The organism is Streptomyces sp. NPDC004667, assembly GCF_040609475.1.
Lineage (GTDB): Bacteria > Actinomycetota > Actinomycetes > Streptomycetales > Streptomycetaceae > Streptomyces.
In genome coordinates this window covers 24,872-49,135 of the sequence record NZ_JBEXKC010000061.1, presented here as the reverse complement: position 1 = coordinate 49,135, position 24,264 = coordinate 24,872, and the positions used below count along the sequence as shown (strand labels likewise).

The following is a 24,264-nucleotide window of genomic DNA, read 5'->3' as shown; positions in this document are numbered from 1 at the left end:
GACCGAAGACACGAGTGATGACCTTGACCCCTCACCCTCGCTCTCCACGCCCGCCGCGGCCCCGCCGCAGGCGCCGCCCGCCTGGGGACGCTGCCGCCGGCGGGCGTCCCGAGGCAGCGCGAGCCGCGGCCGGACCCGGCCCCGGACCGGGGGTGGCAGCCGGACCCGGCCCCGGACCGAGGGTGGCGGCGAGGGCCGGAGGGGGACCCCGAGCGGGGGTGGCGGCCGGAGCCGGTGCCGGCCCCGGAGCCGGGGTCGCGGGCGGTGCCGGTCGGGAGGGCCGAGGGGCGGTGGCTGCGGGGAGCGCGCCGGGCCGGTGGGGCCCGGTACGCGGGCGCACCCCCGGCCGCCGCCGTGCCGACCGCCCCGACGGCCCCGCTTCCCGCCCCGCGCGGTGCCCGTTTCGCACCCCCGGCCGCCGCCGTGCCGACCGCCCCGACGGCTCCCCTCCCCGCCCCGCGCGGCGCCCGGTTCGCGGGCGGGGCCACCGCCGCGGAGCCCTCCCCGTCGGCCCCGCCCACCCACCCCGCGCCGGAACCCGGGGCCCCCGCCCGCGGAGCGCACGTGCCCGCCGGCGCCGAGGGCCCCTGGCCCACCCCCGCCCCGTCAGGCCCCGGCCAACGGGCCGCGGACCCCGGCCAACGGGCCGCGGACCCCGGCCAACGGGCCGCGGAGCGCGGCCCGTTCGAACCCGCCGGTCAGGCGCCCGCGCGGCGCGACTTCGTCGCCGAGCTGCTGGCACTGCGGGAGCAGGGCCGTACCGGGGAAGCGCACGCGCTGCTCTGCGAGGCCGCCGCGTGGCCCGCGGGGCGGCTGCCCGCGCTCGCCGCGGAGCTCGGCCGCGCCGGGCTGGCCGCCGACTGGGCCACCCTGCTGTGGGAGGCGGCCTCGCTCCCGCCCGAGCGGCTCGCCGCGGCCGCCGCCGTCCTCGGCGAGGCCGGCCGCGAGGGCGACTGCGACCGGCTGCTGCGCCAGGGCGTGGCCCGCCCCGCCGCCGAGGTCGCCGAAGCCGCGCTCGCCCTCGGTGCCGCCGGGCGGGAACGCGAGGCCCGCACCCTGCTCGCCGCGTTCGTGCGCCTGCGCACCGCCGAGGAGGCGGCGGCCCTGGCCCGCCGCGACCCGCACTGGTTCGCGCCCCGGCTGCTGGCCGGGGCCCGCGCCCTGTCCGGCACCCGGCACCGGGACCTGGCGCACGCCCTGCGCGTGGCGGGGATCCCGGCGAGCTGAAGCGCCCGTCTCCTGACCGCAAACGACCACCTGGCGACGTAACTTGATCGACTACTCCAACCGCGCACGGTGGTCTTGCCCCACGCTGTGACGACGCCTACCTTCGACTCCCTACGCACACCGTCTACGTGCGTAGAAGTCGGCGTTCCCGTCGCGAGGAGCAGCTCATGGCCCAAGTCGTCCGCGCCGCACTCGTCCAGGCCACCTGGACCGGAGACACCGAGTCGATGATCGCCAAACACGAGGAGCACGCCCGCCGGGCGGCCGCCCGGGGGGCGAAGGTCATCGGCTTCCAGGAGGTGTTCAACGCACCCTACTTCTGCCAGGTGCAGGAGCCCGAGCACTACCGCTGGGCCGAGCCCGTCCCCGACGGCCCCACCGTACGGCGGATGCAGGCGCTCGCCCGCGAGACCGGCATGGTGATCGTCGTCCCGGTCTTCGAGCTGGAGGCCGAGGGGTTCTACTACAACACCGCCGCCGTCATCGACGCCGACGGCAGCTACCTCGGCAAGTACCGCAAGCACCACATCCCGCAGGTCAAGGGCTTCTGGGAGAAGTACTACTTCCGCCCGGGCAACCTCGGCTGGCCCGTCTTCGACACCGCCGTCGGCAAGGTCGGGGTGTACATCTGCTACGACCGGCACTTCCCCGAGGGCTGGCGCGCGCTGGGCCTGGCCGGAGCCCAGCTGGTCTACAACCCGTCCGCCACCTCCCGGGGCCTGTCCGCGTACCTGTGGCAGCTGGAACAGCCCGCCTCCGCCGTCGCCAACGAGTACTTCGTCGCCGCCATCAACCGCGTCGGACAGGAGGAGTACGGCGACAACGACTTCTACGGCACCAGCTACTTCGTCGACCCGCGCGGCCAGTTCGTCGGCGAGGTCGCCAGCGACAAGGAGGAGGAACTCCTCGTCCGGGACCTCGACTTCGACCTGATCAAGGAGGTCCGCGACCAGTGGGCCTTCTACCGCGACCGCCGCCCCGACGCCTACGGAGGGCTCGTACAGCCGTGACCAACCCCATCCCCCTGCACAGCCGCCACGCCGCCGTCCTGCCCGACTGGCTCGCGCTCTACTACGACCGCCCCATCGAGCTCACCCACGGCGAGGGCCGCCACGTCTGGGACGCCGACGGCAACCGCTACCTCGACTTCTTCGGCGGCATCCTCACCACGATGACCGCCCACGCCCTGCCCGAGGTCACCAAGGCCGTCTCCGAACAGGCCGGCCGGATCATCCACTCCTCCACCCTGTACCTCAACCGGCCGATGATCGAGCTGGCCGAACGCATCTGCGCGCTGTCCGGGATCCCCGACGCCAGGGTCTTCTTCACCACCTCCGGCACCGAGGCCAACGACACCGCCCTGCTGCTCGCCACGACGTACCGCCGCTCCAACCAGATCCTGGCGATGCGCAACAGCTACCACGGCCGGTCCTTCTCCACCGTCTCGATCACCGGCAACCGCGGCTGGTCCCCGACCAGCCTCTCGCCGCTCCAGACGTACTGGGTCCACGGCGCCGTCCGTACCCGCGGCCCCTTCGCCGCCCTCCCCGACGACGGGTTCACCGCCGCGGCCGTCGCCGACCTGGAGGACGTGCTCGGCCAGGCCCGCGGCGGGGTCGCCGCCCTGATCGCCGAACCGATCCAGGGCGTCGGCGGCTTCACCTCCCCGCCCGACGGGCTCTACGGCGCCTTCCGCGAGGTCCTCGACCGCCACGGCATCCTCTGGATCAGCGACGAGGTGCAGACCGGCTGGGGCCGTACCGGCGAACACTTCTGGGGCTGGCAGGCCCACGCCCAGAACGGCCCGCCGGACATCCTCACCTTCGCCAAGGGCATCGGCAACGGCATGTCCATCGGAGGGGTCGTGGCCCGCGCCGAGGTGATGAACTGCCTCGACTCCAACTCCATCTCCACCTTCGGCGGTTCCCCGGTCACCATGGCGGCCGGCCTCGCGAACCTCGCGTACCTGCAGGAACACGACCTCCAGGGCAACGCCCGCCGCGTCGGCGGACTCCTCCTGGAACGGCTGCGCGCCGTCTGCGCCGGCGTGCCGGCGGTACGGGAGGTCCGCGGCCGGGGCCTGATGGCCGGCCTGGAACTGACGAAGCCGGGCACCGACCGGGCCGACCCGCAGGCGGCCGCCGCCGTCCTGGAGGCCGCCCGCGCGGGCGGCCTGCTCCTCGGCAAGGGCGGTGGCCACGACACCAGCGTGCTGCGCGTCGCACCGCCGCTCTCCCTCACCGTCGCCGAGGCGGAAGAGGGCGCCGACATCCTCGAACAGGCCCTGCGGACCATCCGGTAGCAGCCGGCAGCCCATCCCTTAGGGGGAGTTCCATGAGCACGCGCACCCTGATCCGAGGCGGTCTGGTCGTTACCGCCGCCGACGAGCTCCACGCGGACGTCCTCGTCGAGGACGGCCGCGTCGCGGCCCTCGCCGCACACGGTTCCGCCGCGGCCGACGTCTGGACCGCCGACCGCACGATCGACGCGAGCGGGAAGTACGTCATCCCCGGCGGCGTCGACGCGCACACCCACATGGAGCTCCCCTTCGGCGGCACCTCCGCCTCGGACACCTTCGAGACCGGCACCCGGGCCGCCGCCTGGGGCGGCACCACCACCATCGTCGACTTCGCCGTGCAGAGCGTGGGCCGCTCCCTGCGCGAGGGGCTCGACACCTGGTACGCGAAGGCCGACGGCAACTGCGCCGTCGACTACGCCTTCCACATGATCCTCTCCGACGTCAACGAACACACCCTGAAGGAGATGGACCACCTCGTCGGCGAGGGCGTCACCTCCTTCAAGCTGTTCATGGCCTATCCGGGCGTCTTCTACAGCGACGACGGGCAGATCCTGCGCGCCATGCAGCGGGCCTCCGGCAACGGCGGGCTGATCATGATGCACGCCGAGAACGGCATCGCCATCGACGTCCTCGTCGAACAGGCCCTGGCCCGCGGCGAGACCGACCCCCGCCACCACGGTGAGGTCCGCAAGGTGCTGCTGGAGGCCGAGGCCACCCACCGCGCCATCCAGCTCGCCCGGGTGGCCGGATCCCCGCTCTACGTGGTCCACGTGTCGGCCGAGGAGGCGGTGGCCGAACTGGCCGCCGCCCGGGACAAGGGCCTGCCCGTCTTCGGCGAGACCTGCCCGCAGTACCTGTTCCTGTCCACCGACAACCTGGCCGAGCCCGACTTCCAGGGCGCCAAGTACGTCTGCTCCACCCCGCTGCGCCCCCGCGAGCACCAGGCGGCACTGTGGCGGGGCCTGCGCACGAACGACCTCCAGGTGGTCTCCACCGACCACTGCCCGTTCTGCTTCCGCGGCCAGAAGGAGCTGGGCCGCGGGGACTTCTCCAAGATCCCCAACGGGCTCCCGGGGGTGGAGAACCGCATGGACCTCCTCCACCAGGCCGTCCTGGACGGGCACATCAGCCGCCGCCGCTGGATCGAGATCGCCTGCGCGACCCCGGCCCGGATGTTCGGCCTCTACCCGCAGAAGGGCACCATCGCGCCGGGCTCCGACGCCGACATCGTCCTCTACGATCCGCACGCCGAGCAGGTCATCTCCGCCGAGACGCACCACATGAACGTGGACTACTCGGCGTACGAGGGCAGGCGGATCACCGGGCGCGTCGACACGGTCCTCTCCCGCGGCGAACTCGTCATCGACCGGCGCGAGTACACCGGCCGGGCCGGCCACGGGGCCTTCATCCCCCGCTCCACCTGCCAGTACCTCTAGGGGGCGCCGGGGCCCGCACGCCCCGGCGCCCGTACTCCCCAGCAAGGAGCAGCCCGACCATGGACTTCGGCCTCGTCCTGCAGACCGACCCGCCCGCCTCCCAGGTCATCAGCCTGATGAAGCGCGCCGAACGCAACGGCTTCCGCTACGGCTGGACCTTCGACTCGGCGGTCCTCTGGCAGGAACCGTTCGTCATCTACAGCCAGATCCTCGCCAACACCCAGAAGCTCCACATCGGCCCCATGGTCACCAACCCGGGCACCCGGACCTGGGAGGTCACCGCCTCCACCTTCGCCACCCTCAACGACATGTACGGAAACCGCACCGTCTGCGGCATCGGCCGCGGGGACTCGGCCATGCGCGTCGCCGGCCGGGCCCCCAACACCCTGGCCCGCCTGGGCGAGGCCATCGAGGTCATCCGCGACCTGGCCGAAGGCCGCGAGGCGGTCGTGGACGGCAACCCGCTCCGCATCCCGTGGATCAAGGACGGCAGACTCCCCGTCTGGATGGCGGCGTACGGTCCGAAGGCCCTCGCCCTCACCGGTCAGAAGGCCGACGGGTTCATCCTCCAGCTCGCCGACCCGTACCTCACGGAGTGGATGGTCAAGGCCGTCCGGCGGGCCGCGACCGAGGCGGGCCGCGACCCGGCGTCGATCACCATCTGCGTGGCCGCTCCGGCGTACGTGACGGCCGACGACTCGGCGGCCGCCCTCGCCCACGCCCGGGACCAGTGCCGCTGGTTCGGCGGGATGGTCGGCAACCACGTCGCCGACCTCGTCTCCCGCTACGGCGAGCACTCGGGCATGGTCCCGGACGCCCTCACCGAGTACATCAAGGCCCGCCAGGGCTACGACTACAGCCACCACGGCCGCGCCGGAAACCCGTCCACCGACTTCGTCCCGGACGAGATCGTCGACCGCTTCTGCCTGCTGGGCCCGGCCGAGGCCCACATCGAGAAGCTCCGCGCCCTGCGCGACCTGGGCGTCGACCAGTTCGCCGTCTACGACATGCACGACGCGCGGGAGACGGTCATCGACGCCTACGGACAGCACGTCATTCCGGCGCTGCGCGACTGACGTACCCGCTGCGCGGCCGTGCAACAACGGCCGCCACCAGCTCTGGTGGTTCGACCACTGACGGGCCCGTCGGCCCGAACCCGTGGTGATCTGCCCGGTGGTCCTCCCGAGTGCCCGCACTCACCGGGGACCACCGGGCCGAGCCGTCAGAGGCTGGTGGCCGCGCGGACCCGGTTCAGGTGGATGAGGACGTCGTAGGCCGGGGTGATGGCGAGGGTGGGGAGCGGGTCCTTCTTGAAGGACGAGCCCGCCTCGTAGATGGGGCGGGGGGTGTTCAGCCAGGTGCGGCCCGCTGTGGGCAGGGTGCGCAGGTCGAGGTAGTAGTCGCGGTGGCGCACCCGGTCGAGGGTGTGCTCCTGCATGTCGGGGGTGGCGGCGGGGACGGTGACCTCGCTCCAGGGGCTGCCGAGCGTGGTCGCCGTGAGGAACGAGCCGCGGCCGAAGGTGAAACCGATGGCGGCGTAGTCGCGGCCGAGGGCCTCGCGCAGGAAGGTGCCCTGGGTCTTGGGGTACATCACCGGGTCGCTGGACAGGTAGCCCACGTGGCCGTTGTGCGCCGAGAGCAACATCTTGTCCCCCGTCCGACGCTGCCACCAGGCGGTGTTGTCGGCCATGACCCGGTCGCGGAAGCGCTCCGCGGCGGACACCGATGCCGGGTCGGACAGGTCGAGCGAGGCGAACGCGAAGGTCTGGGCGATGCTTCGGGCGTGCTGCTCGGCCCATTCGTAGGCGTCGCCTCCCGCTCCCTTGTGCCCGGTGACCAGGTCGAAGGCCTGTTGGGCCGTGGCGGCGTCGAGGCGGCGTTCGGCGACGGGCTTGCGCAGGTAGGCGAAGACGTCGTCGAGGGGGCGCAGGCGCGCGTACAGCTCCTCCAGGTGCGCGACGTCCTGGGGGCGACTCGTGCGGACGTACAAGAGCACCCGGTCGAACACGGCGTCGCCGAGTCCGGGGGCGCCGATGTCGTTGCCCATGAAGTGGACCTTCCGGCCGGGGTGACGGTCGTTGTACCGCCGCATCCAGGCGATGAGGCTGACGAATTCCTCCCGCTCCCAAGGCGAGCCGGTCAGCGTCTCCTTGGCTATCCGCCGGGCGTCGCCGGCGCCGCCCTGAAGGTACTCGTCGATCCGCAGGCCGGCCGTCCAGCTCATCTCCAGGGCGAAGGTGGTGAATCCCTTCTCCTCGACGAGGTGGCTGAAGACGCGTTGCTTCATGGCGAAGAACTCGTGGGAGCCGTGGGTCGCCTCACCCAGTCCGACCACCCTGGCTTCGCCGATCATGGCGTCCAGGGCCCGCAGGTCGGCGGTGTTGCCGCCCGGCTCCGTCGAGCGCAGGGGGTGGGCTGCGCGCTCCAGCGCGCGGAGGGCGTCGGCCTGTTGGCCATTCGTCCCCGTGGGGGCGGGTGCGGCGGGTGCGGCGGCGGCAGCGGGGGCGAGCAGGGCCGTGGTCGCGAGTCCGGCCGTCGCGGAGAGCAGCAGCCTCCGTCGGCCGATCACCCGGTCGTGCGCTGTCATGTTGAACTCCTCGGCTCGTTCCTGTCCCCCTGCGGTGAAACGATCATGGCCTGGGCGGGAACGGGCCGCACTGAGGGATCCCTCCGGATTCGAACGGGGGATATCCCCCTTTGCGACGTTCCAGGGGCCGATCAGCCCGAGGCGGCCCACCCGCCCCGTACCGCCCGGCCGTGTCACCAGCCGCCGCCCGGGACGTCGTCCCGCCCGGGGGGCCGGCCCGGCAGCCCGCCGCCGCGCGCTCCGGGGACGGTGCGCCGCCGTTCGCGGTGCGGGGTGACCCCGGCGCCCGGGGCGAGGACGATCACCGAGTCCTCGGGGCCGAAGGCCAGCCGCTCCCGCTTGTCGGGGTTCAGCCGCACCCCGTACGAGGGGCCCTGCGCAACGGCTTCGTGGAGCCGGTAGCCGATGACGCAGTGCCCCTGGCGGCGGCCGGACTCCACGACCGTGGCGAATCCGACCGGGTGCCCGGGCCGGACGTACTCCGTCGCGGGCCTCAGGTGGATGGTGTCGCCGTCGGCCGAGAACAGGCTGTCGAAGACGGCGGCGAGGTGCCGGTTCTCCGCGATCTGCGTCATCAGCAGACTGATGAGCCGGCCGCCGACGATGAAGTCCGCACCCTCCCGGGAGGGAGCCAGCAACCGGCTCCGGTCGTCCGTCATCTCGGTCACGACGGCGAGATCGCGACCGGCCGCCTCCTCCAGCGCGCGCAGGTGGAGGAGGGTCACCAGGGTCCTGTCGTCGCCCGTGAGCGCCCCCGGGGCGGTGTCCCGGACGTCGTATCCGAGGACGATGGCCCGGTCGAAGGACAGTACGTCCAGGTCGTCCAGGACCCGCGGATCGGTGATGTCGCCGCGGTGGACGTCGACGTGCATCCGCCGGCCCGGCGCCCGGGCGCAGCGGTCGGCCTCACGGAGGCACTCCTCGCCCTCCGCCATGACCACGAGTACGGATCCGGGCGGCACGGACGCGTCGAGCTGGTCGGTGATCAGCGGGGCGCGGTGGTTCCAGCCGAGCAGCAGGAAGCGTTCCGGGGGCCGGGGAGACCTGGGCGGTGCGACGATCGCCCGCTCGTCCACGGCGAGCGGCTCGGCGGCCGGGGTGGCGGTGTCGTCGTCCTCGGTGATCAGGACGATCCGGTCGCCTTCGCCCAGCACGCTGTCGGTGGCGGGGTTGAGTTCGACGCGGCTCCGGCCGGACCGGCCGGTCCCGTCGGTGCCCTCGTCCGCCTCGCTCCGGGCGCGGCGCAGGAGACCGATGACGCTGGACGTGTCGTGGGCGAGGAGCAGTTCGCCGAAGGTGCGTCCCGTCAGGGTGGGGTCCGCCACGGTGTAGATCTCGTCGCCGTCGAAGTCCAGCAGTTCCTGGTAGACGAGGGAGAGTCCGGGCTCGCAGGAGGTCTGGGCGATGAGCCGGGCGGTCACGTCCTCGATGTCCAGCACCTTGCCGCGGGGACCCGCGGCAAGGTCCGCCGCACGTTTGTGGCGGCCGTCGCGGACCGCCGCGACCACGGCGGGCCTGCCCCGCCCGCGGACGGCGGCGTCCACGGCGAGCAGTGTCTTGACCACGTGGGCGTCACCGTCCTCGCCCTCGTGGGTGAGGACCAGCACGGCGCGGGCCGATTCGGGGCTGACGAGGGAGACGACCGCGGGGTCGGTGGTGACGCCGCTGCGGCAGATCAGCCGGGTGTGGCCGAGCCGGCCGACGGCGGTGGCGATCTCGTCCTCCATCTCCGCCTTGTCCTTGGGGCCCAGGACGGCGATGACGGCCCTGCGCCGGTTGGCGTTGGCCTCGACCAGTTCGGAGATGATCGGGAACACCTGGTCGGACCAGCCGAGCAGCACCGTGTGCCGGGCCTCCAGGACGGTGGACCGGCCGCGGCGCAGAGCCAGGACCTTGTCGTTGAGTCCGTTGGTGATGAGGCTGACGAGGGTGGAGACGAACAGCAGGGCGACGAGGGCCAGCAGGACCGACATGAGCACGTACAGGGGGCGGCCGACGGCGCCGCCGATCTTCAGCGTCTGGCCCACGCTCACCCACACGGCCACGACCTGCTCCGACCAGGTGGTGGGCCCGTCCTGCCTGGCCCACACGAGGGCCGCGCTGGCCGGGACCACGATGGCCAGGCACATGAGGGTGAGCCAGCCGATCAGCACGGCGGTGCCGCGGGCCACGATGGTGTCGAACCAGTAGCGCAGCCGCGGCGGCCAGGCAGGGCTCGCGCGTCGGGCGGTGGTCCTGCGTCCCGTCAACCGGAGTCCTTTGCTGGGCTGGGATGTCGGAGCGGACCCTGAGCTGCGTTCTGTCTGCCCGGCATCAGCGGTTTTGTACGGGCTCCAGGCTAGTGGCGCGGGCACGCACCCGAGCGGCGCAGCCGTGAACTCCGCCCTACGCGTGACGGTTCGCCCCTTCTTTCGCACTCCGGTGTCGTTCATCCTCCAGCGGGATGGTCGGCAACCACGTCGCCGACCGCTTCTGCCTGTTGGGCCCGGCCGAGGCCCACATCGAGAAGCTCCGCGCCCTGCGCGACCTGGGCGTCGACCAGTTCGCCGTCTACGACATGCACGACGCGCGGGAGACGGTCACCGACGCCTACGGACAGCAGGTCGTCCCAGCCCTGCGGGACTGAGCGCCAGGCCAGGCCAGCCCAGGCCAGGCCGGGCAGGCAGCCTGGCCTGGGCAGGGCCCGGGGGGTGGCCGGTGCCGAACCGGGGAGACGTCATGAAGATCAGAACCGCTGCCGTCACCCTTGCGTCGGCGGTCGCTGCCTTGGAGATCTCGGGTGCCACGCCCTACGCCAACTTCACGCAGGTCGTGGCCGACCTCGTCACCAACTGTGAGGTCTCCTGACCTCGGACCACTCGGTGTGTACCACGTGATGCGTCAAGACGGGCGGTTCTCTGTGTCCACGACGAACGTCCTTCAAGGAAGGCGTGGGACGAGCTCCAGCCAGGCGAGCGTCTCCTGGAAGGTCGAGTCGTCACCTGCCAGGAGTGCACGGAGGGGAAGTAGCGGAGTGAGCATGTTCTTGATCCGCCGTAGTTGTAGCATCTGATCCCGCGGTGCTGACTTCCACCCTTCGGTGAGCCGCGCCCCTGCCTCCAGCGACACTCCCACGTTCCGCAGGATCTCCGAACAGAGGGCAAGAATGTCCCGGGCCGCATCCGCGTTGCTGACCCCGAACTCCCGGATCATGTATGCGCGCACGTGGGCAGAATCGGCCATCGTCTGCTGCGGCGTCTGGTTCGGCTCCTTTCTTGAGATTGCGGAGAGAGCGAGATGGCCCCAACGGAGCCTTGTTTCGTCTGAGAGACCAGGGGACTGCATGCCACCGACAGCGAAATCGCGCAACTGTTCCCAGCGTTCCGACGGCCAGGCCACCGCTTCGACTGTCAGCAGGTTCCGTTCCAGGTCCTCCAACGAAGAACCGAGGAACCGGCGCCCGCTCCCGTGGCGGCCGCGAGTCTCAGGGGAACGGTCAGAGAATGGGGATTCCCGCACGTTCGAATGCCTCCTTCCCGGTGTCAAGGCTCTCTTGCGAGGGCCAGTAGTGTCCACTCTGTCTGTTGATCTGCATGCCGAAGTAGTTGCCGCTGCTTCCAGCGATCTCCGCCTCGCCCGCCGCAAGCACAGGTGCCCCATTCGTCAGCACGGGGTGCTTCAGCTCGGTGCCTTGGACGTGCTTCGGCATGAACACCAGCTCTCCCTCCTCAGTCACCGCCCACTTCACCGTGCCCGAGTTGATCATGTCATCGAAGCCTTCTTCGCCAACACGTATAGGCTTCACGCCGAGACGTTCGGCGTCTGCCAGCTCCCTGGTCAACTCCTCCGGCATCCGATTGTGGAAAGGGGGGCACGGCGAGAGTCCTCTTGGGTCGCTCCACGTCTGCGGGTTGTTGACGTACGTCGCCGGGTTCGGTGCTGGGGCGATCCCCAAGGGGTCCTGGGATAGGTAGCGGGCCAACTCCGGGTCGTAGTAGCGGAAGTGGTTGTAATGGAGCCCCGACTCGGCGTCGAAATACTGGCCCGGGAAGCGTAGAGGGGTGTAGGCCGTCGCGTCGCGGGTCCACGTTGTCGTGCCCCACAGAGTCGTGCGCGTGCGCCAGGCCAGTTCGCCCGATTCGTCGACGAGTTCCGTTGGGGTGCCGATTAGGTCAGTGACGATTGCGAAGAAGCGCTCTTCGGTGGAGTCCTTGCGGCGTTCTGTCTGGGCAAGGGGGCGCAGGCCTGCATGGTCCCAGGTGAGGGTGATGTCCTCGGTTGTCTGCTCGCAGAGGGTCGTGCCGTCCCAGGTGAAGTGGACCGCCTCGAAAGGGGACTGCTTGGATATTCGGCGGCCCAGGGGGTCGTACGCGTACCGCCAGACCGTGCCGTCCGGTGTCGTCACCGCGGTGAGACGGTCCTCTGCGTCCCACTCGTAACGCCAGGTGTCGGGCTTTCGGGAGAGGCGGGTCTTCTGGCGTAGAACAATCCGGCCCTGGCCGTCGTGTTCGTAGCGGAGGGCACCGGCGTTGGTGATCCGAGTGCCCTGGTAGGCACGTGTGCCCGTTGCGGTATGGGACGGGTGGGTGGCCGGCCACGAGGCCTCCGTCTGGTTTCCGGCGTCGTCGTAGGCGTACTGCTCCGTCCAGCCGTGTGCATGGACGGTCATGACGCGGCCGGTCGAGTCCAGGTCGAAGTGGCGGTCACCGGAGAGGGCGTCGTTGATGCCGACGAGACCGCCGTCCGCGCGGTAGGTGTACACGCGGTGCTGGAGGCGACCACCCCGGTGTGTGATCTCCTGGTCCGTCAAGCGGCTCATCTCGTCAAACGACGACTTGAATGACACGAAGTCCGAGACTGTGCGCTCCACTTCGCAGCCCCGGGCGTCGAAGGAAAAGGCGATCTCGCGCCCGGAGGTGTTGAGCTTCGTCTTGTGGCCCGCCGCGTCGTACGACCATTCACTGACCGCGCCACTCGGCGTGGTCCTTCCCACGCGGCGGCCGAGCTCGTCGTACGCGTACGTCAGCGTCCGGCCGTTGACCTTCTCGGACTTCAGCCGACCGAAGCGATCTCGCAGGCGCTCCAGCCGGGCGTCCGGGCCCGCAGCCAGCGCGAGTTCGTCGAAAACGTCATACTCAAATGTCGTGACCGCGTTGCCTTCGACTTCCTTGCGGATCACCTGGCCGAGGACGTTGTGCGTGAAGCCGACGTGCTGGCCCAGGCCGTTCGCCCGGGAGACCATACGTCCCGCAGCGTCGTAGTCGTAGCTCAGCACCCTGCCGTCGAAGTCTGTCTCCGCGACCAGTCGGCTCGCCGCGTCGTAGCTGTAATCCCACGTCAGGCCCTGTGGGTTCGTCACTCGCGTCAGCCGCAGGTTGGAGTCGTGGGAGAACTCGTGGCGAACTCCATCCGGGCCTGTGCGGGCCGCCAGCAGGTCGAAGTCTGTGTACGCGAACTGAGTCGTGCCGCCCATCGCGTCCGTGTGACTGAGGCAGTTGCCCTCGCCGTCGTACGTCCAGAACTCCACCGTCCCGTCGGGTGCGGTGCGCCCGGACGGCCGGCCCTCTACCGTCCACTGCAGGCGCGTCTCCCCACCGAGAGGGTCGGTGATTCGGACCGTACGCCCGAAGGCATCGTGCTCGTACAGGGTCGTGGCACCCAACGGATCGGTGACCTCGACGGGAAGACCCCGGCGGTCAAGGACCAGCCGGGTGGTGGCGGTGAGCGGGTCCGTCACCGAGGTGAGCCATCCGGCCGTGTCGTACGCGAACTCCGTCGTCGCGCCCGAGGGGTCGGTCACCGACGTGCGGTTGCCGCGCTCGTCGAAGGTCTGGCGCGTGACGTTCCCGTCGGTGCCGACGAGGCGTATCGGCAGCCCGTTGTCGTCGTACTCGGTCCGCGCCTGCCGTCCGTCCGGGCGCTCCACCAGCGTCATACGGCCGTGCTCGTCATAGGTGAAACGGCTGACGTGGCCCAGCGGACCAGTCCGTGACAGCAGCCGGTTGTAGCGGTCGTACTCGAAGCGAGTGACCGCGCCCAGAGAGTCGATCTCGGCGACCACCTGTGACCGGTCATTGACCAAGTGGCGCTCGGTGTGACCCAGACCGTTGGTGAGGGTCGTCATGCGCAGCCCGGTAGCGGGATCGACACCGTCCCAGGTGAAGGTGGATTCGAGGTGTCCGTTCGTGCCTGACTGGTAGGTGCAGCGGTCCTGGTCGTCGTAGACGTAGTCGAAGCGGCTTCCGTTGGTGTCGGTCCACGAGGTGATACGGCCGTGTTCGTCGCAGTCGAAACTCAGGGGGCGGCTGGAAGAGTTGATGACCGAGGTGAGATGGCCGTCGGTGTAGCCGTACCGCAGGACTTCCTGATCCGATCCGTCCTTCGCGGCTCCCGCGAGGTGCAGGGCCGTTACGCGGCCGTCGCTTGTGGTGAGCTTCAGGTGATAGCCGCCGTGGTGGAGGATCCCCGTTGGTGCTCCCGACTCGTCGTGCTCGAAGCTGATCCAGCGTCCGTTGCGGTCGTCGATCTGGGCCAGGAGCGCGGTCTCGTCCGTGTGATCGGTGAAGTGCCAGACCTTGCCGGTGTAGGGATCGGTGATGGTGTAGCCGCCGGGGACCCGTTCCAATGGCCACTGGCGGCCGTGCGTGGGCATCACCGCGACCCCGGGAGCCGGGTGGGGGTAGGCGAGAAGGCTCCCCTCGTCACAGCTGAAGATAACGCCCTCGGGTCCGATCTCCAGCTGCTGGTCCACCGTGGACGACCATGTCGGCCCGAACCAGTGCCCGGAGCGGCGCGAAGAGTCGAAGGTGCGCCGAAATACGAGCGGGAGGGAGCCGGGCAGAACAATGTCGGTCGCGGGCAGCAGCATGCGGCCGGTCGCGATGTCGACCGGGTCCCTCTTGCACACGGTTTCTTTGCAACGGTTGGCGCTGCTCTCCGGATTCCGTTCATGCTCCCCGCGGCGGAGAGACTTCAGATCGTCAAGGTGTCTCGCGGCTGCCCCGGCCTCCTTGAAGGAGGCGATGCCCTTGGAACCGATCAGGTCGGGGACGAATCTGCCGATGCCTTCTGCGGGGTCCTTCATGAACTCGTCGAGCATCTGCTTCCCGGCGCCCCATGGGTCGTTGACCGTGGTGACGAGGCCGGCTGCCGTGGAGTTGAGGTGCGTCATGTACTCGGCGGGATGCGTAAGGTTGTACGGATCCTGCGGGCTGAGCGAGCGGGCGAAGTCGGCGGTGCCGGCTGCACCCCGGATGATGCCGCCCACGAAGTGGTTGTTGGCGAGCTGCATGTACGCGATGCCGTCGGTGAGCTGCCCCGCGTACGAGGGCTTGGGCGGGGCGGCGTCACGCGCGGCGCGGACCGCGACCGCGGCGGTCTGTGCCTGCTCGTTGCGCTGCTTGCGGGCGCTGTTCAGTTTGTCCTGCGCTGCCGCGGCCAGCGGCTTGCCGGGGTCGTCGAAGGTCTCGGCCGGGCGGGGCGGGAGGTGCTCCTTCTTGGCTGTGATGGCGTCGTTGTACTCGCTGACCTGTTTGTTGTAGGCGTTGCGGGCGTCCTCGGACACCTTCTTCGCCTTGTTGTAGTCCTCCAGGGCCTCCTTGGCACGTCCCTGCGCCCATTCCACGGTCTCCGTGAAACGGCCCAATGCGTCTGCGGCCTTCCCGAAGGCCTCGGACGCCTTGAACCAGCGCGGTGGCTGCTTCGCCACGGCTTCCCGGAACGCCTTGGCAGCCTGGCCCTTCAGTCCGTCGGGCTCGGTCAGGTTCTTCAGGCCGTTGCCGACGGACTCGAAGGCCCTCTTGAAGTCGCTCAGGTGTCCGACCTGGGCATGGATCTTGGTGACGCTGCCGTAGACCAGCTTCTTCGGGTCGTCGGTCTGCCCGAGTTCCAGCTCGGCGACGTCGGAGCCGAGTTGGTTGGCAGCGGAGCGGGACCTGTCGCGGATCCAGTCGCCCGCTTCCTCCATGCCGACGTCGTCGGCAAGGCCGGCAACTTTACTGCCACCCCACTCGACGAAGTCGCCGACCTTCTCGATCCCGTGCTCGACCTTGTCCTCGACGACGTCCGGTATGAAGTCCTGCCAGCCCATCAGCTACCACCCCTGGCGCGTTCCGCCTGCTCCAGCAGGTCCTTCATCGAGCCGATCTTCCCCGTCGACGTCACCGTGTCCTTGGTGTCGGACCATGTCTGCCCGACGTCCTTCGCCGCCTTCTCGTAGGACTGCGCGCTGTAGTCCGGCTTGTAGACGTCGGTGCTGAAGATGTCGCCCCAGGACTTCTTCTCGATCTCGTCCTCTCTGGCATGCGGATTGCCGTACAGGGAGTTCGCGGCCACCTTGAAGCCGCCCTCGATGTAGTGGTCCTCTTCCCAGACCGTCCCCGCGGCGATGCCGAGGTTTCCGGCCAGGGCTGACGCGTCCTGGATCAGTGACCGGACGCCCCATTCCCAGAGCTCACAGAAGCCCTCGAAGTCCTTCGACAGACCACCGTGCCCTGTCTCCATTGCCGTCATCGACAGGTTGTGGAACCCCGCCCCCTGCGACGCGCCGGCTGCATCCCCAAACTCGCGCAGCTCCGAGACAGCATCCCGCAACCCCTTCTGGATCGCAGATACCGCGGCCGGAGACACCTCCAGGTCACTATCGCCCGGCATCAGGCCACCTCCCCGTCCCCGTCGTTGCTCACGTCCACAGCACAGCCATCGGGCACGATCCCGGCCACCGGTGGGAACAACATCGAACCTTCCTCATCCGCCACGTTCACGGCGATCCCAGCTGGGCCATCCACCGCGGGCACCACCGCATCCACAAGCCGCGCACCGAGGATCGCCAGGTACGGCCACTCCCTCCCGGCCTCCCCACGCGCCTCGGCGAACCGACCGAGTGACTCCTTATCCGTGAACGCGTACAGCCACCGGATACCACCTGAAACGGCAGACATCAGCCCGCCTGCGGACTCGTTGGCGAGAGGAACAAGAAGCGCAGCCCGCCGGAACTCACCCACCAGACGTCCCGGATCCCCGTTGCCCGCCCGATACGCGGCAATCTCTGCCGTCAGTTCCATGCTCTGCGCCCCCCAATCAGGCGATGTTCACCCGGACATGGCACGGTACCTTGATCGCCGATTCGGGCTTTGGCCAGAGGGCGGTAATTGGGCTTGGATCGCTATGACTCGTGGGGACGGAGGAAGAGCCAGCCGCGTCAGAGCAGTGGGGGCGTCCATGCCGGGGTGCAGAGATGATCTAGCCCCGCCGCGCCTGGGGTGGGAAGGGCCAGTGGACGGGCTTCGCCCCCGGCTACGTCCGCAGTCTCTGGCCGAAGGGCACTGCGGTGCCGAGCCCGGACATCTGCCGGGCCTTCGATGAGACCCGGCCGCACCCTGGTGCACATGCTCGGCGGCCGACACAGGCCACTGGATGGCGGAGGTTGAGCAGGCATCGGTGCCGCTCGACGGCCACCGTCCGCGCGGCGGGCGGGGGCGGCGGCTACGCGACACCGGAGGGAGTCATCCGGGGGCAAGAGTTTCATTGGCTCGCGTGACCAGGAATTCTCACGGGGACTCGACGACCAAGTCGGTGCGGAGGCTGCGTGGTGAGCGATGAGGGGTATGGCATCGCGAGATGCCGGCATGGCGCTGGCTGCGGCGGCTGACGGGGATACCGCTTTTCGTGCGACATCCCGTCGGTGGCCCTGCGACTCCGGCATTCTGACGGGAAGGGATTCCTCGGGTATGACCAGAACTCTCATCACCGGTGGCCTCGTGATCACCGCGGCCGAAGAGCTGCACGCGGATGTTCTGATCGAGGACGGCCGCGTCGTGGCCAAGACGACCGCTGGCAGCCATGGCTGGACCGCCCACCGAGTGATCGGTGCCGCCCAGAAGCATGTGATCCCGGGTGGGGTTGATGCGCACACGCGCATGGAGCTGCCGTTCGGTAGCACCTTCGCGTCGGACACGTTCGAGACTGGGACGCGAGCCGCCGCTTGGGGTGGTACGACGACGATCAACGATTTCGCGGTCCAGTCGCCAGGCCAATTCCTCCGGGCTGGCCTGGACGCCTGGTACACGAAGGCATGGGGAGAAGGGCATCGCCATCGACGTGCTGGTCGAGCAGGCCCTGGCGCGCGGGGAGAGCGATCCGCGCCATCGCGGTGCGGTTCGCAAGGTGCTGCAGGAGGCCGAGGCCACCCACCGCACCGTCCAGCTCACCAGGGTGGCCGGCTCGCCGCTCTACGCGGTCCACGTGTCGGCCGGGGAGTCGGTGGCCGAAGTGGCCGCGCCCGGGACAAGGGTCTGCCCTTCTCGGCACATCGGCCGCCAGTGGGAACTCCAGTCCGAAAGCGATGAACCTGCTCAGGTCCAGGCGGGTCCGGCTGTAGTTTCCGGTCCTCTTGCCGCTTCGGGCCAGTGCCGCCAGAAAGCGTGCGAAGGCCCACGCCGCGCCGATGAAGGTGTTCTGTGCGCCGCCGGCCTCCACCCATCCCGCCAGCCAGCCGATCGCATCGCTGAGCCATGATCGCGGCAGGACCTCCCCAGCCATGTGCATGTCCGGGTCCCTACCCCCTCATCGACCCGTCGCCAATGTCAGGACATCCCAAGAGGTCCGAACGGACCAGAGTGCCCATCGGCCCGCGGGATGTCCGCCGATGGGCGGGCATGGGCCGTGACGGCGAAGCTCACGGCCTCGCGCGGTTCGTTCCCGGACCGGGGATGCGCGGTCCCGACAATGGGGGGGTGACGAGACGTCGGATGTCCGCGGCGGAGGCGGTGCCGCTGCTGGGGCAGCTGCAGCGATATTCCTGGCGCGGGGTGCGCGGCGACATCGTGGCCGGGTTCGCGGTCTCGGTGACGCTGGTGCCCCAGGCCTTGGGCTACGGGCAGGTGGCGGGGCTGAACCCGGCCGCCGGCCTGTACACCGCGCTGGGGGCCATGGTGGTCTTCGCCCTGGTGACTTCCACCCGGCTGGTGGCCGTCGGCCCGTCGTCCACCATGGCGATCATGACGTTCGCCGCGGTGACCGGCCGCTCCGGAGGCGACGCCGGACGTGCCGTGGCGCTGGCGGCGTGCCTGGCGCTGATGACGGGGGTCCTGCTGCTGCTCCCCGGACGTCTGCGGGGCCTGACCACCTTCATGTCGGGGCCCGTGGTGCTCGGATACCTGGCCGGGACGGCCGTGCAGGTGATGGCCAGCCAGGTGGGAACCCTGCTGGGCGTGCCGACCCACAGCGACCGGCCGATGGTGAAGCTGTGGGAGGTGCTCACGAACCTGGACCAGGTCCAGGCCGTGACCGCGGTCGTGGGCCTTTCCTCCCTGGTCGCCCTCGTCGTGCTCAAGAAGGTCTTCCATGCCGTTCCCGCCCTGCGCGCCGTACCCGCCACGCCCGTGGTGTGCGTGGTGGCGATCATCGTGTCGGCCGCGGCAGGGCTGGCCGCCCGGGGCGTGGCGATGACCGGTGGCATCTCGGGCGGTCTGCCCGTACCGGCCTGGCCGCAGGTGAGCGCGGGGGACGTGTGGGCGTTGCTGCCGACCGCGGCGGGAATGGCCATGATCGCCTCGATCGAGGGCGTGGCGGTCCTGCACCGGACGGCGGCCGCCGAGGGGCAGGTCTCCTTGGTCCGGGAGTCGGTCGCCGTGGGTGCGGCAGGGGCGGGATCGGGCTTCCTGGGCGGATTCGCGCCGATGGCGAGCACCCAGCGGACCCTGTCCGCCCAGGGGGCGGGAGCGCACTCGCAGCTGTTCCAGCTGGCCGGTGCCGGCTTCGTGGTGATCGCGCTGCTCACCACGGGCCCGGTGATCGAGCTGCTGCCGAAGACGGTGCTGGCCGCGGTCGTCATCGTGTCCGCCTCGAACCTGATCGACGTCACGGGGTTCGGACAACTGTGGGCCGGCTGGCGTACCGAGGCGTGGCTCGCCGTGGCCACCATGGTCGCCGTCCTGGCTCTCGGGGTCCTGAACGGCCTGTTGGTCGCCGTCATCCTCGCGCTGCTACAGCTGCTCCGCCGGGTCGCGTGGCCGCACGACGCCGAGCTCGCCGTCACCGGTGACGGGGCGCCCCACGAGGCGGCCCCCGGCGAGTCCGCCGACACGGACGTCCTGATCTACCGGGTGGACGCACCGCTGTTCTTCGCCAACGCGGGCCGCATCCACGACAGGGTCCTGACCCTGGCGGCGGCCCGGTCGCCGTACCCCCGGTACGTGGTCCTGGACGCGGGGGCCGTCTTCCACGTGGATGCCACCGGGGCGGAGATCCTGGCCCAGCTCACCGTCGACCTGCGGGCCCGGGACTGCGAGCTGGTTCTCGCACGCCCTCGCGCATCGGTCCTGGCCACCCTGCGCGCCAATCCCTACCAGGACGGCGCCACCCGGAAGCTGCGTGCGTTCCCCACCGTGAGGGAGGCGTACGCCGTCCTGCGTACCCACTGATCACCGCGCGCGCACCCGACGGAGGGGCGGACGTGTCGTTGCCCGTCTCCGGTCACCCGCTGCCCCAGAATCGCGGTGATCCCGATCTCCGTGGAGGCTGGTCCATGTCCGGCGGTGAGCTGCGCTCCGGTTGCTGCGGCCCTGCGCGTCCCTCCGGAACGGCAGCGGCCGGGCCGGCCGGGCGTGCCCCGTACGTCTCCGCCGCCGGCGCCGCCGCCGGCACTGCTGCCGGCCGCGAGGGCATGGTGCGGTTGGAAGGGGCCGTCTTCCTGATGGGCTCCCGGGACAGGTGGGCGGTCCGGGGCGACGGCGAGGGGCCGGTGCACGAGGTGTCGCTCGATCCGTACTGGATCGACCGCTGTGCCGTCTCCAACGCCGACTTCGGGGCTTTCGAGGCCGCGACCGGATACCTCACGGAAGCGGAACGGATCGGCTGGTCCTTCGTCTTCACCGGGCTGCTGCCGAGCGGCTTCCCCGATACCCGGGCCGTTGCCGCGGCCCCCTGGTGGCGTCAGGTCGACGGTGCCTCCTGGCGGCATCCGGAAGGGCCCGGTTCCGACCTCGCCGGCCGGGCGGACCACCCGGTGGTGCACGTCTCCTGGAACGACGCCTGCGCCTACGCGGCGTGGGCGGGCAAACGGCTGCCGACCGAGGCGGAGTGGGAGTACGCCGCCCGCGGCGGCCTGGAGCAGGCCGCGTTCCCGTGGGGCGACGACCTGGAGCCGGGCGGCGAGCGCCGGATGAACGTGTGGCAGGGCCGGTTCCCCGACCGGCACACGCGGCCGGACGGCTGGTACGGCACGGCTCCGGTGGCCGCCTACCCACCCGGTGGACACGGCCTGCACAACACGTGCGGCAACGTGTGGGAGTGGTGCGCCGACTGGTACGCGCCGGACTACTACGCGAGCAGCCCGCGCGAGAATCCCACGGGCCCCGTGCTCGGCACGGTCCGGGCACTGCGTGGCGGGTCGTACCTGTGCCATGCCTCCTACTGCCGCCGCTACCGGGTGGCCGCCCGCGGCTCCAGCACCCCCGACAGCAGCACCGGCCACCAGGGCTTCCGCTGCGCCGCGGGCGCCGCGCCCCGGGAGGGCCGGTGAGGGGGGCGACACCGGCCCGCGGCCGCCGCCCGCCCGGGCCGGCCGCGAGCGTCCGCCGGGCGCGCCACCCGGCCCGAAGGCGTACGGGACGGGTGGCGCGGCAGCCTCGGCGGCCGGCGGCCGGCGTCAGTCGCGGTGGAACATGCCGATGAGTTCCTTCTCCACATCGCTGAAGGCTTCACCGCTGACGTCCACCACCACCTGCCTGATCGTGCCGCCGAGGAAGGCGAACGGCGTCTCGTAGTCGCTGGACACCGGCTGACTGCTGTCCTCGCCGATGGCGAGACCCTCCCCGACCAGCGAGAAGTTGCCCGGCTGGGTCTGGATGTCGGCCTCGGCGACCTTCCGTTCGCCCACGTAGAGGGCCAGGCTGCCGTGCGTACTGCCCTGCTCGTCGCGCTTGCCCGCCCGGAACACCGCCGAGAAGGTGAGGTCTCCGGTACCGACCGGCGCCGGTGAGCTGACCTTCTGCTCCATGCGCCCGAGCCAGTTGTAGACGTAGTGCAGATGCCCGTCCATCAGGTACATGCTGTGGCCGCCGAAGCGCCCGCCGTGGGAGAAGAGGACGCCACGGGCCTCGGGCGTCTCCAGATGCGCATCGGCGACGATCGAGTAGGACCGGCCCCGGATGTTGACCGCCACCGCCTCGGGCACCCCGGCGCAGCCCGGGTAGTAGACGTACCGGTCACGGGGCTTGGAGAGCTGCGGCCGGGGCGTGTTGAGGATCTCCACCGGGCTGCGGTCGTCCAGCGGCAGGCCGTGGTACTTGGTGGCCTCCGACGACCACAGACGCTTGAGCTCGTCGAGCTTCTCCGGGTTCCGGGCGGCCAGGTCCCGGTTCTCGGAGCGGTCCTCGCGCAGGTTGTACAGCTCCCAGGTGTCCTGCTCGAAGTGGCTCCAGTTGGAGGGGGCCGGGGGGTGTGCGGTGGCGGCGTGCCATCCGTCGTGCCAGATCCCGCGCGTGCCGAGCATGGTGTAGAACTGCGTCTGCCGCGGTTCGGGCGCCCGGGCGTCCTCGATCACCTTGCGGAGGCTGGCGCCCTCGATCGGATTCTGCGCCACGCCCCCGACCATGTCCGGCGGCTGGACGCCGAGCATCTCGTAGACGGTCGGCACGATGTCGATGGCGTGGCAGTACTGGTGCCGGACCTCGCCCTTCTGCTTGATGCCCTTGGGCCAGGAGATGATCATCGGGTCGGCGATGCCGCCCTCGTACGACACCCAGCGCTTCCAGTACTTGAACGGGGCGTTGAACGCCCACGCCCAACCGGTCGGGTAGTGGTTGTAGGTCTTCGGGCTGCCCAGGTCGTCGAGGTGGCGCAGGTTCTCGGTGATGTCGTCGGGTACGCCGTTGAAGAAGTTGTTCTCGTTCATCGAGCCGTTCGGACCGCCTTCGGCGCTGGCGCCGTTGTCCGAGACCGCGATGATGATGGTGTTCTCCAGCTGCCCGGACTCCTCCAGGTAGTCCAGCAGGCGCCCGATCTGTGCGTCGGTGTAGGAGACGAAGCCGGCGAAGACCTCGGCCATCCGGGCGAACAGGCGCTTCTCCTCGGCGCTCAGCGAGTCCCACGGGCGGACGAAGTCCGTGCCCGGCCACGGCTGCCCCTGGGGGCCGGTGGCCTCCGGTTCGCCGTGCGGGTTGATCGGCGTGAGCTCGGTGCCCTCGGGCAGGATGCCCAGCTCGATCTGCCGCTGCAGCGTCATGCGGCGGTACACCTCGTAGCCGTCGTCGAACTTCCCCGCGTACTTGTCCGCCCACTCCTTGAAGATGTGGTGCGGGGCGTGGCCCGCACCCGGGCAGAAGTACGTGAACCAGGGCTTCTCCGGGGCGATGACCTTGGCGTCCCGGATGAACTGGATCGTCCGGTCCACCAGGTCCTTGGACAGGTGGTAGCCCTGTTCCGGGGTGTACGGCGGCTCGACCGGGTGGTTGTCGTAGCAGAGGTCGGGGTAGTACTGGTCGGCCTCGCCGCCCAGGAACCCGTAGAAGCGTTCGAAGCCGCGGCCGAGCGGCCAGTGCCGCTTCGAGGAGGCCATGTTGGCCTCGTCCGAGGGGACCAGGTGCCACTTGCCCAGCGCGTAGGTGTTCCAGCCGCGCTCGACCAGGACCTCCGCCAGACTCGCGTTCTCGAACGGGATGCGCCCGTTGGAGCCCGGGAAGCCGCTGGTCATCTCGGCGACGCAGGCCATGCCGTTGCTGGTCGCGTTCCGCCCGGTCAGCAGGGACGAGCGCGTGGGTGAGCACAGCGCGGTGGTGTGGAAGTTGGTGAACTTCACCCCCGATTCGGCGAGCCGGCGCATCGCCGGGACCTCCACGAGCCCGCCGAAGATGTCGAACGTGCCGAAGCCGACGTCGTCCCACACCACGTACAGCACGTTCGGCGCGCCATCGGGAGCCTGGGGCTGCTTGTAGGGCTCCCAGTCCGGCACCGACTGCCTGATGTCCTCTTGGATCACACCGTTGAACGAAACTGCCATCCCTCGACCTCCTCGGTGTTCTGGGCGACTGCCTCCGACCTGAGAAAAGTCCCCCGGCGGTCCTGGCCGCTAGACCGATGCCGCCCTCAGTCATCCCATCGGACGCAGCAGAGCTGAGAGCCGCCCCGCGCCGGGCGAGGATGGTGACGGCGCGTGCGCCCCGGACGGGCCGGTCCCGCGGCCCGGCCGAGCCGTCATGGGAAGGGCCGGAGATACCGTGAAGTACGAGCTGCGTCCCGAAGACCTCGCGTTCACCGAGCGCGCCCGCTTCCGGCGGCACTGCACCCGGACGGTCAAGGCGTCCGCCGAAGCCGTCTTCGACCAGCTCGCGCTACACCCGGAGAACTGGCCCCGCTGGTTCGGCCCGGCCAACGACGTCCACTACGAGGACCAGCCCCCCCACGGCATCGGCAGCACACGCTTCTTCCGTCTGTACCGCGTCATCAGGGCCCGCGAACGGGTGATTGCCTGGGACCCCGGCCGGCACTTCGCCTACCGCGTCCACGAAGCCAATGTGCCCGGCGTCGCGGCCGTGATCGAAGAATGGACCCTGGTCCCCTCCCCGGACGCGGGAACCACCGTCGGCTGGACGCTCGCCGTCGATGCCGGACCGCCCGTAGACCGCCTGCTGCGAGCCGGCCACCGCCACATCGACACGCTGTTCCACCGCTCGATGCGGCGGCTGGAAGACCTGTGCGGGCAAACCCGCCCGTAGCCCCTCGACCGTGCCGGGAGG

General features: G+C 70.4%; 16 protein-coding genes and 3 pseudogenes. 11 read left to right on the top strand and 8 right to left on the bottom strand.

Going from position 1 to position 24,264, the window contains the following annotated elements:
• Positions 1-264: 264 nt before the first annotated feature.
• The 5 genes from ABZW32_RS28195 to ABZW32_RS28175 all read left to right on the top strand — a co-directional run bounded on the left by ABZW32_RS28195 (position 265) and on the right by ABZW32_RS28175 (position 6,038).
• Positions 265-1,227, top strand: a complete 963-nt coding sequence (locus ABZW32_RS28195) for a hypothetical protein (RefSeq protein WP_356220924.1) — start codon at positions 265-267, stop codon at positions 1,225-1,227.
• A 167-nt stretch (positions 1,228-1,394) separates the two neighbouring features.
• Positions 1,395-2,237, top strand: a complete 843-nt coding sequence (locus tag ABZW32_RS28190; protein ID WP_356220922.1) for a nitrilase-related carbon-nitrogen hydrolase — start codon at positions 1,395-1,397, stop codon at positions 2,235-2,237.
• Positions 2,234-3,529 carry an aspartate aminotransferase family protein gene (locus ABZW32_RS28185; protein ID WP_356220920.1) on the top strand — a complete coding sequence of 432 codons (1,296 nt, stop codon included), beginning with the start codon at positions 2,234-2,236 and terminating at the stop codon, positions 3,527-3,529. The genes ABZW32_RS28190 and ABZW32_RS28185 overlap by 4 nt, the downstream gene beginning before the upstream one ends.
• Positions 3,530-3,561: 32 nt before the next feature.
• Positions 3,562-4,962, top strand: coding sequence for a dihydropyrimidinase (gene hydA / locus ABZW32_RS28180; protein WP_356220918.1), 1,401 nt, complete (start codon positions 3,562-3,564; stop codon positions 4,960-4,962).
• A gap of 59 nt (positions 4,963-5,021) precedes the next feature.
• Positions 5,022-6,038, top strand: coding sequence for a TIGR03842 family LLM class F420-dependent oxidoreductase (locus ABZW32_RS28175; RefSeq protein ID WP_356220916.1), 1,017 nt, complete (start codon positions 5,022-5,024; stop codon positions 6,036-6,038).
• 146 nt (positions 6,039-6,184) lie between these two features.
• Here the strand turns inward: ABZW32_RS28175 and ABZW32_RS28170 are convergent, their stop codons facing one another.
• Together ABZW32_RS28170 and ABZW32_RS28165 are read right to left on the bottom strand one after the other, a co-directional pair.
• Positions 6,185-7,549, bottom strand: coding sequence for an erythromycin esterase family protein (locus tag ABZW32_RS28170; protein ID WP_356220913.1), 1,365 nt, complete (start codon positions 7,547-7,549; stop codon positions 6,185-6,187).
• 173 nt (positions 7,550-7,722) lie between these two features.
• Positions 7,723-9,798, bottom strand: coding sequence for an NAD-binding lipoprotein (locus ABZW32_RS28165; RefSeq protein WP_356220911.1), 2,076 nt, complete (start codon positions 9,796-9,798; stop codon positions 7,723-7,725).
• Positions 9,799-10,013: 215 nt separating this feature from the next.
• On the opposite strand from ABZW32_RS28165, the pseudogene ABZW32_RS28160 reads away from it, so the two are divergent.
• Positions 10,014-10,175, top strand: a pseudogene (locus tag ABZW32_RS28160) (TIGR03842 family LLM class F420-dependent oxidoreductase); the annotation flags it as partial.
• Between the two features lie 92 nt (positions 10,176-10,267).
• Positions 10,268-10,396 (top strand): hypothetical protein, encoded by a 129-nt coding sequence (locus ABZW32_RS28155; protein ID WP_356220910.1) that lies wholly within the window; start codon positions 10,268-10,270, stop codon positions 10,394-10,396.
• Positions 10,397-10,468: 72 nt separating this feature from the next.
• On the opposite strand, the gene ABZW32_RS28150 is transcribed toward ABZW32_RS28155, so the two are convergent.
• From ABZW32_RS28150 to ABZW32_RS28135, 4 genes are all read right to left on the bottom strand, one after another.
• Positions 10,469-10,966 carry a hypothetical protein gene (locus ABZW32_RS28150; RefSeq protein WP_356220909.1) on the bottom strand — a complete coding sequence of 166 codons (498 nt, stop codon included), beginning with the start codon at positions 10,964-10,966 and terminating at the stop codon, positions 10,469-10,471.
• Positions 10,967-11,024: 58 nt separating this feature from the next.
• Complete coding sequence (locus ABZW32_RS28145) at positions 11,025-15,617, bottom strand: putative T7SS-secreted protein (RefSeq protein WP_356220907.1); 4,593 nt, start codon at positions 15,615-15,617, stop codon at positions 11,025-11,027.
• On the bottom strand, positions 15,617-16,030 hold the full coding sequence (locus ABZW32_RS28140) for a hypothetical protein (RefSeq protein WP_356220905.1): 414 nt from the start codon (positions 16,028-16,030) through the stop codon (positions 15,617-15,619). Before ABZW32_RS28140 ends, ABZW32_RS28145 begins: the two co-directional genes overlap by 1 nt.
• 149 nt (positions 16,031-16,179) lie before the next feature.
• Entirely contained in the window at positions 16,180-16,590 is a 411-nt protein-coding gene (locus ABZW32_RS28135; RefSeq protein WP_356220902.1) for an SseB family protein, read from the bottom strand.
• Between the two features lie 666 nt (positions 16,591-17,256).
• On the opposite strand from ABZW32_RS28135, the pseudogene ABZW32_RS28130 reads away from it, so the two are divergent.
• Positions 17,257-17,826: pseudogene (locus tag ABZW32_RS28130) on the top strand (dihydropyrimidinase); the annotation flags it as partial.
• A 67-nt stretch (positions 17,827-17,893) separates the two neighbouring features.
• Here ABZW32_RS28130 and ABZW32_RS28125 read toward each other — a convergent pair.
• Positions 17,894-18,067 (bottom strand): annotated as a pseudogene (locus ABZW32_RS28125) (hypothetical protein); the annotation flags it as partial.
• A 194-nt stretch (positions 18,068-18,261) separates the two neighbouring features.
• Between ABZW32_RS28125 and ABZW32_RS28120 the strand changes: the two are divergent.
• Positions 18,262-19,950: a SulP family inorganic anion transporter gene (locus ABZW32_RS28120; protein ID WP_356220900.1), complete on the top strand. Its 1,689-nt coding sequence runs from the start codon at positions 18,262-18,264 to the stop codon at positions 19,948-19,950.
• 104 nt (positions 19,951-20,054) lie between these two features.
• Complete coding sequence (locus ABZW32_RS28115) at positions 20,055-21,050, top strand: formylglycine-generating enzyme family protein (protein ID WP_356220898.1); 996 nt, start codon at positions 20,055-20,057, stop codon at positions 21,048-21,050.
• A 126-nt stretch (positions 21,051-21,176) separates the two neighbouring features.
• Here ABZW32_RS28115 and ABZW32_RS28110 read toward each other — a convergent pair whose 3' ends face one another.
• On the bottom strand, positions 21,177-23,528 hold the full coding sequence (locus ABZW32_RS28110; protein ID WP_356220896.1) for an arylsulfatase: 2,352 nt from the start codon (positions 23,526-23,528) through the stop codon (positions 21,177-21,179).
• 217 nt (positions 23,529-23,745) lie between these two features.
• Here ABZW32_RS28110 and ABZW32_RS28105 point away from each other — a divergent pair, with 217 nt between their 5' ends.
• The gene (locus ABZW32_RS28105) at positions 23,746-24,243 is read left to right on the top strand and encodes an SRPBCC family protein (protein WP_356220893.1); all 498 of its coding nucleotides are present in this window, start codon (positions 23,746-23,748) and stop codon (positions 24,241-24,243) included.
• Positions 24,244-24,264: the final 21 nt, after the last annotated feature.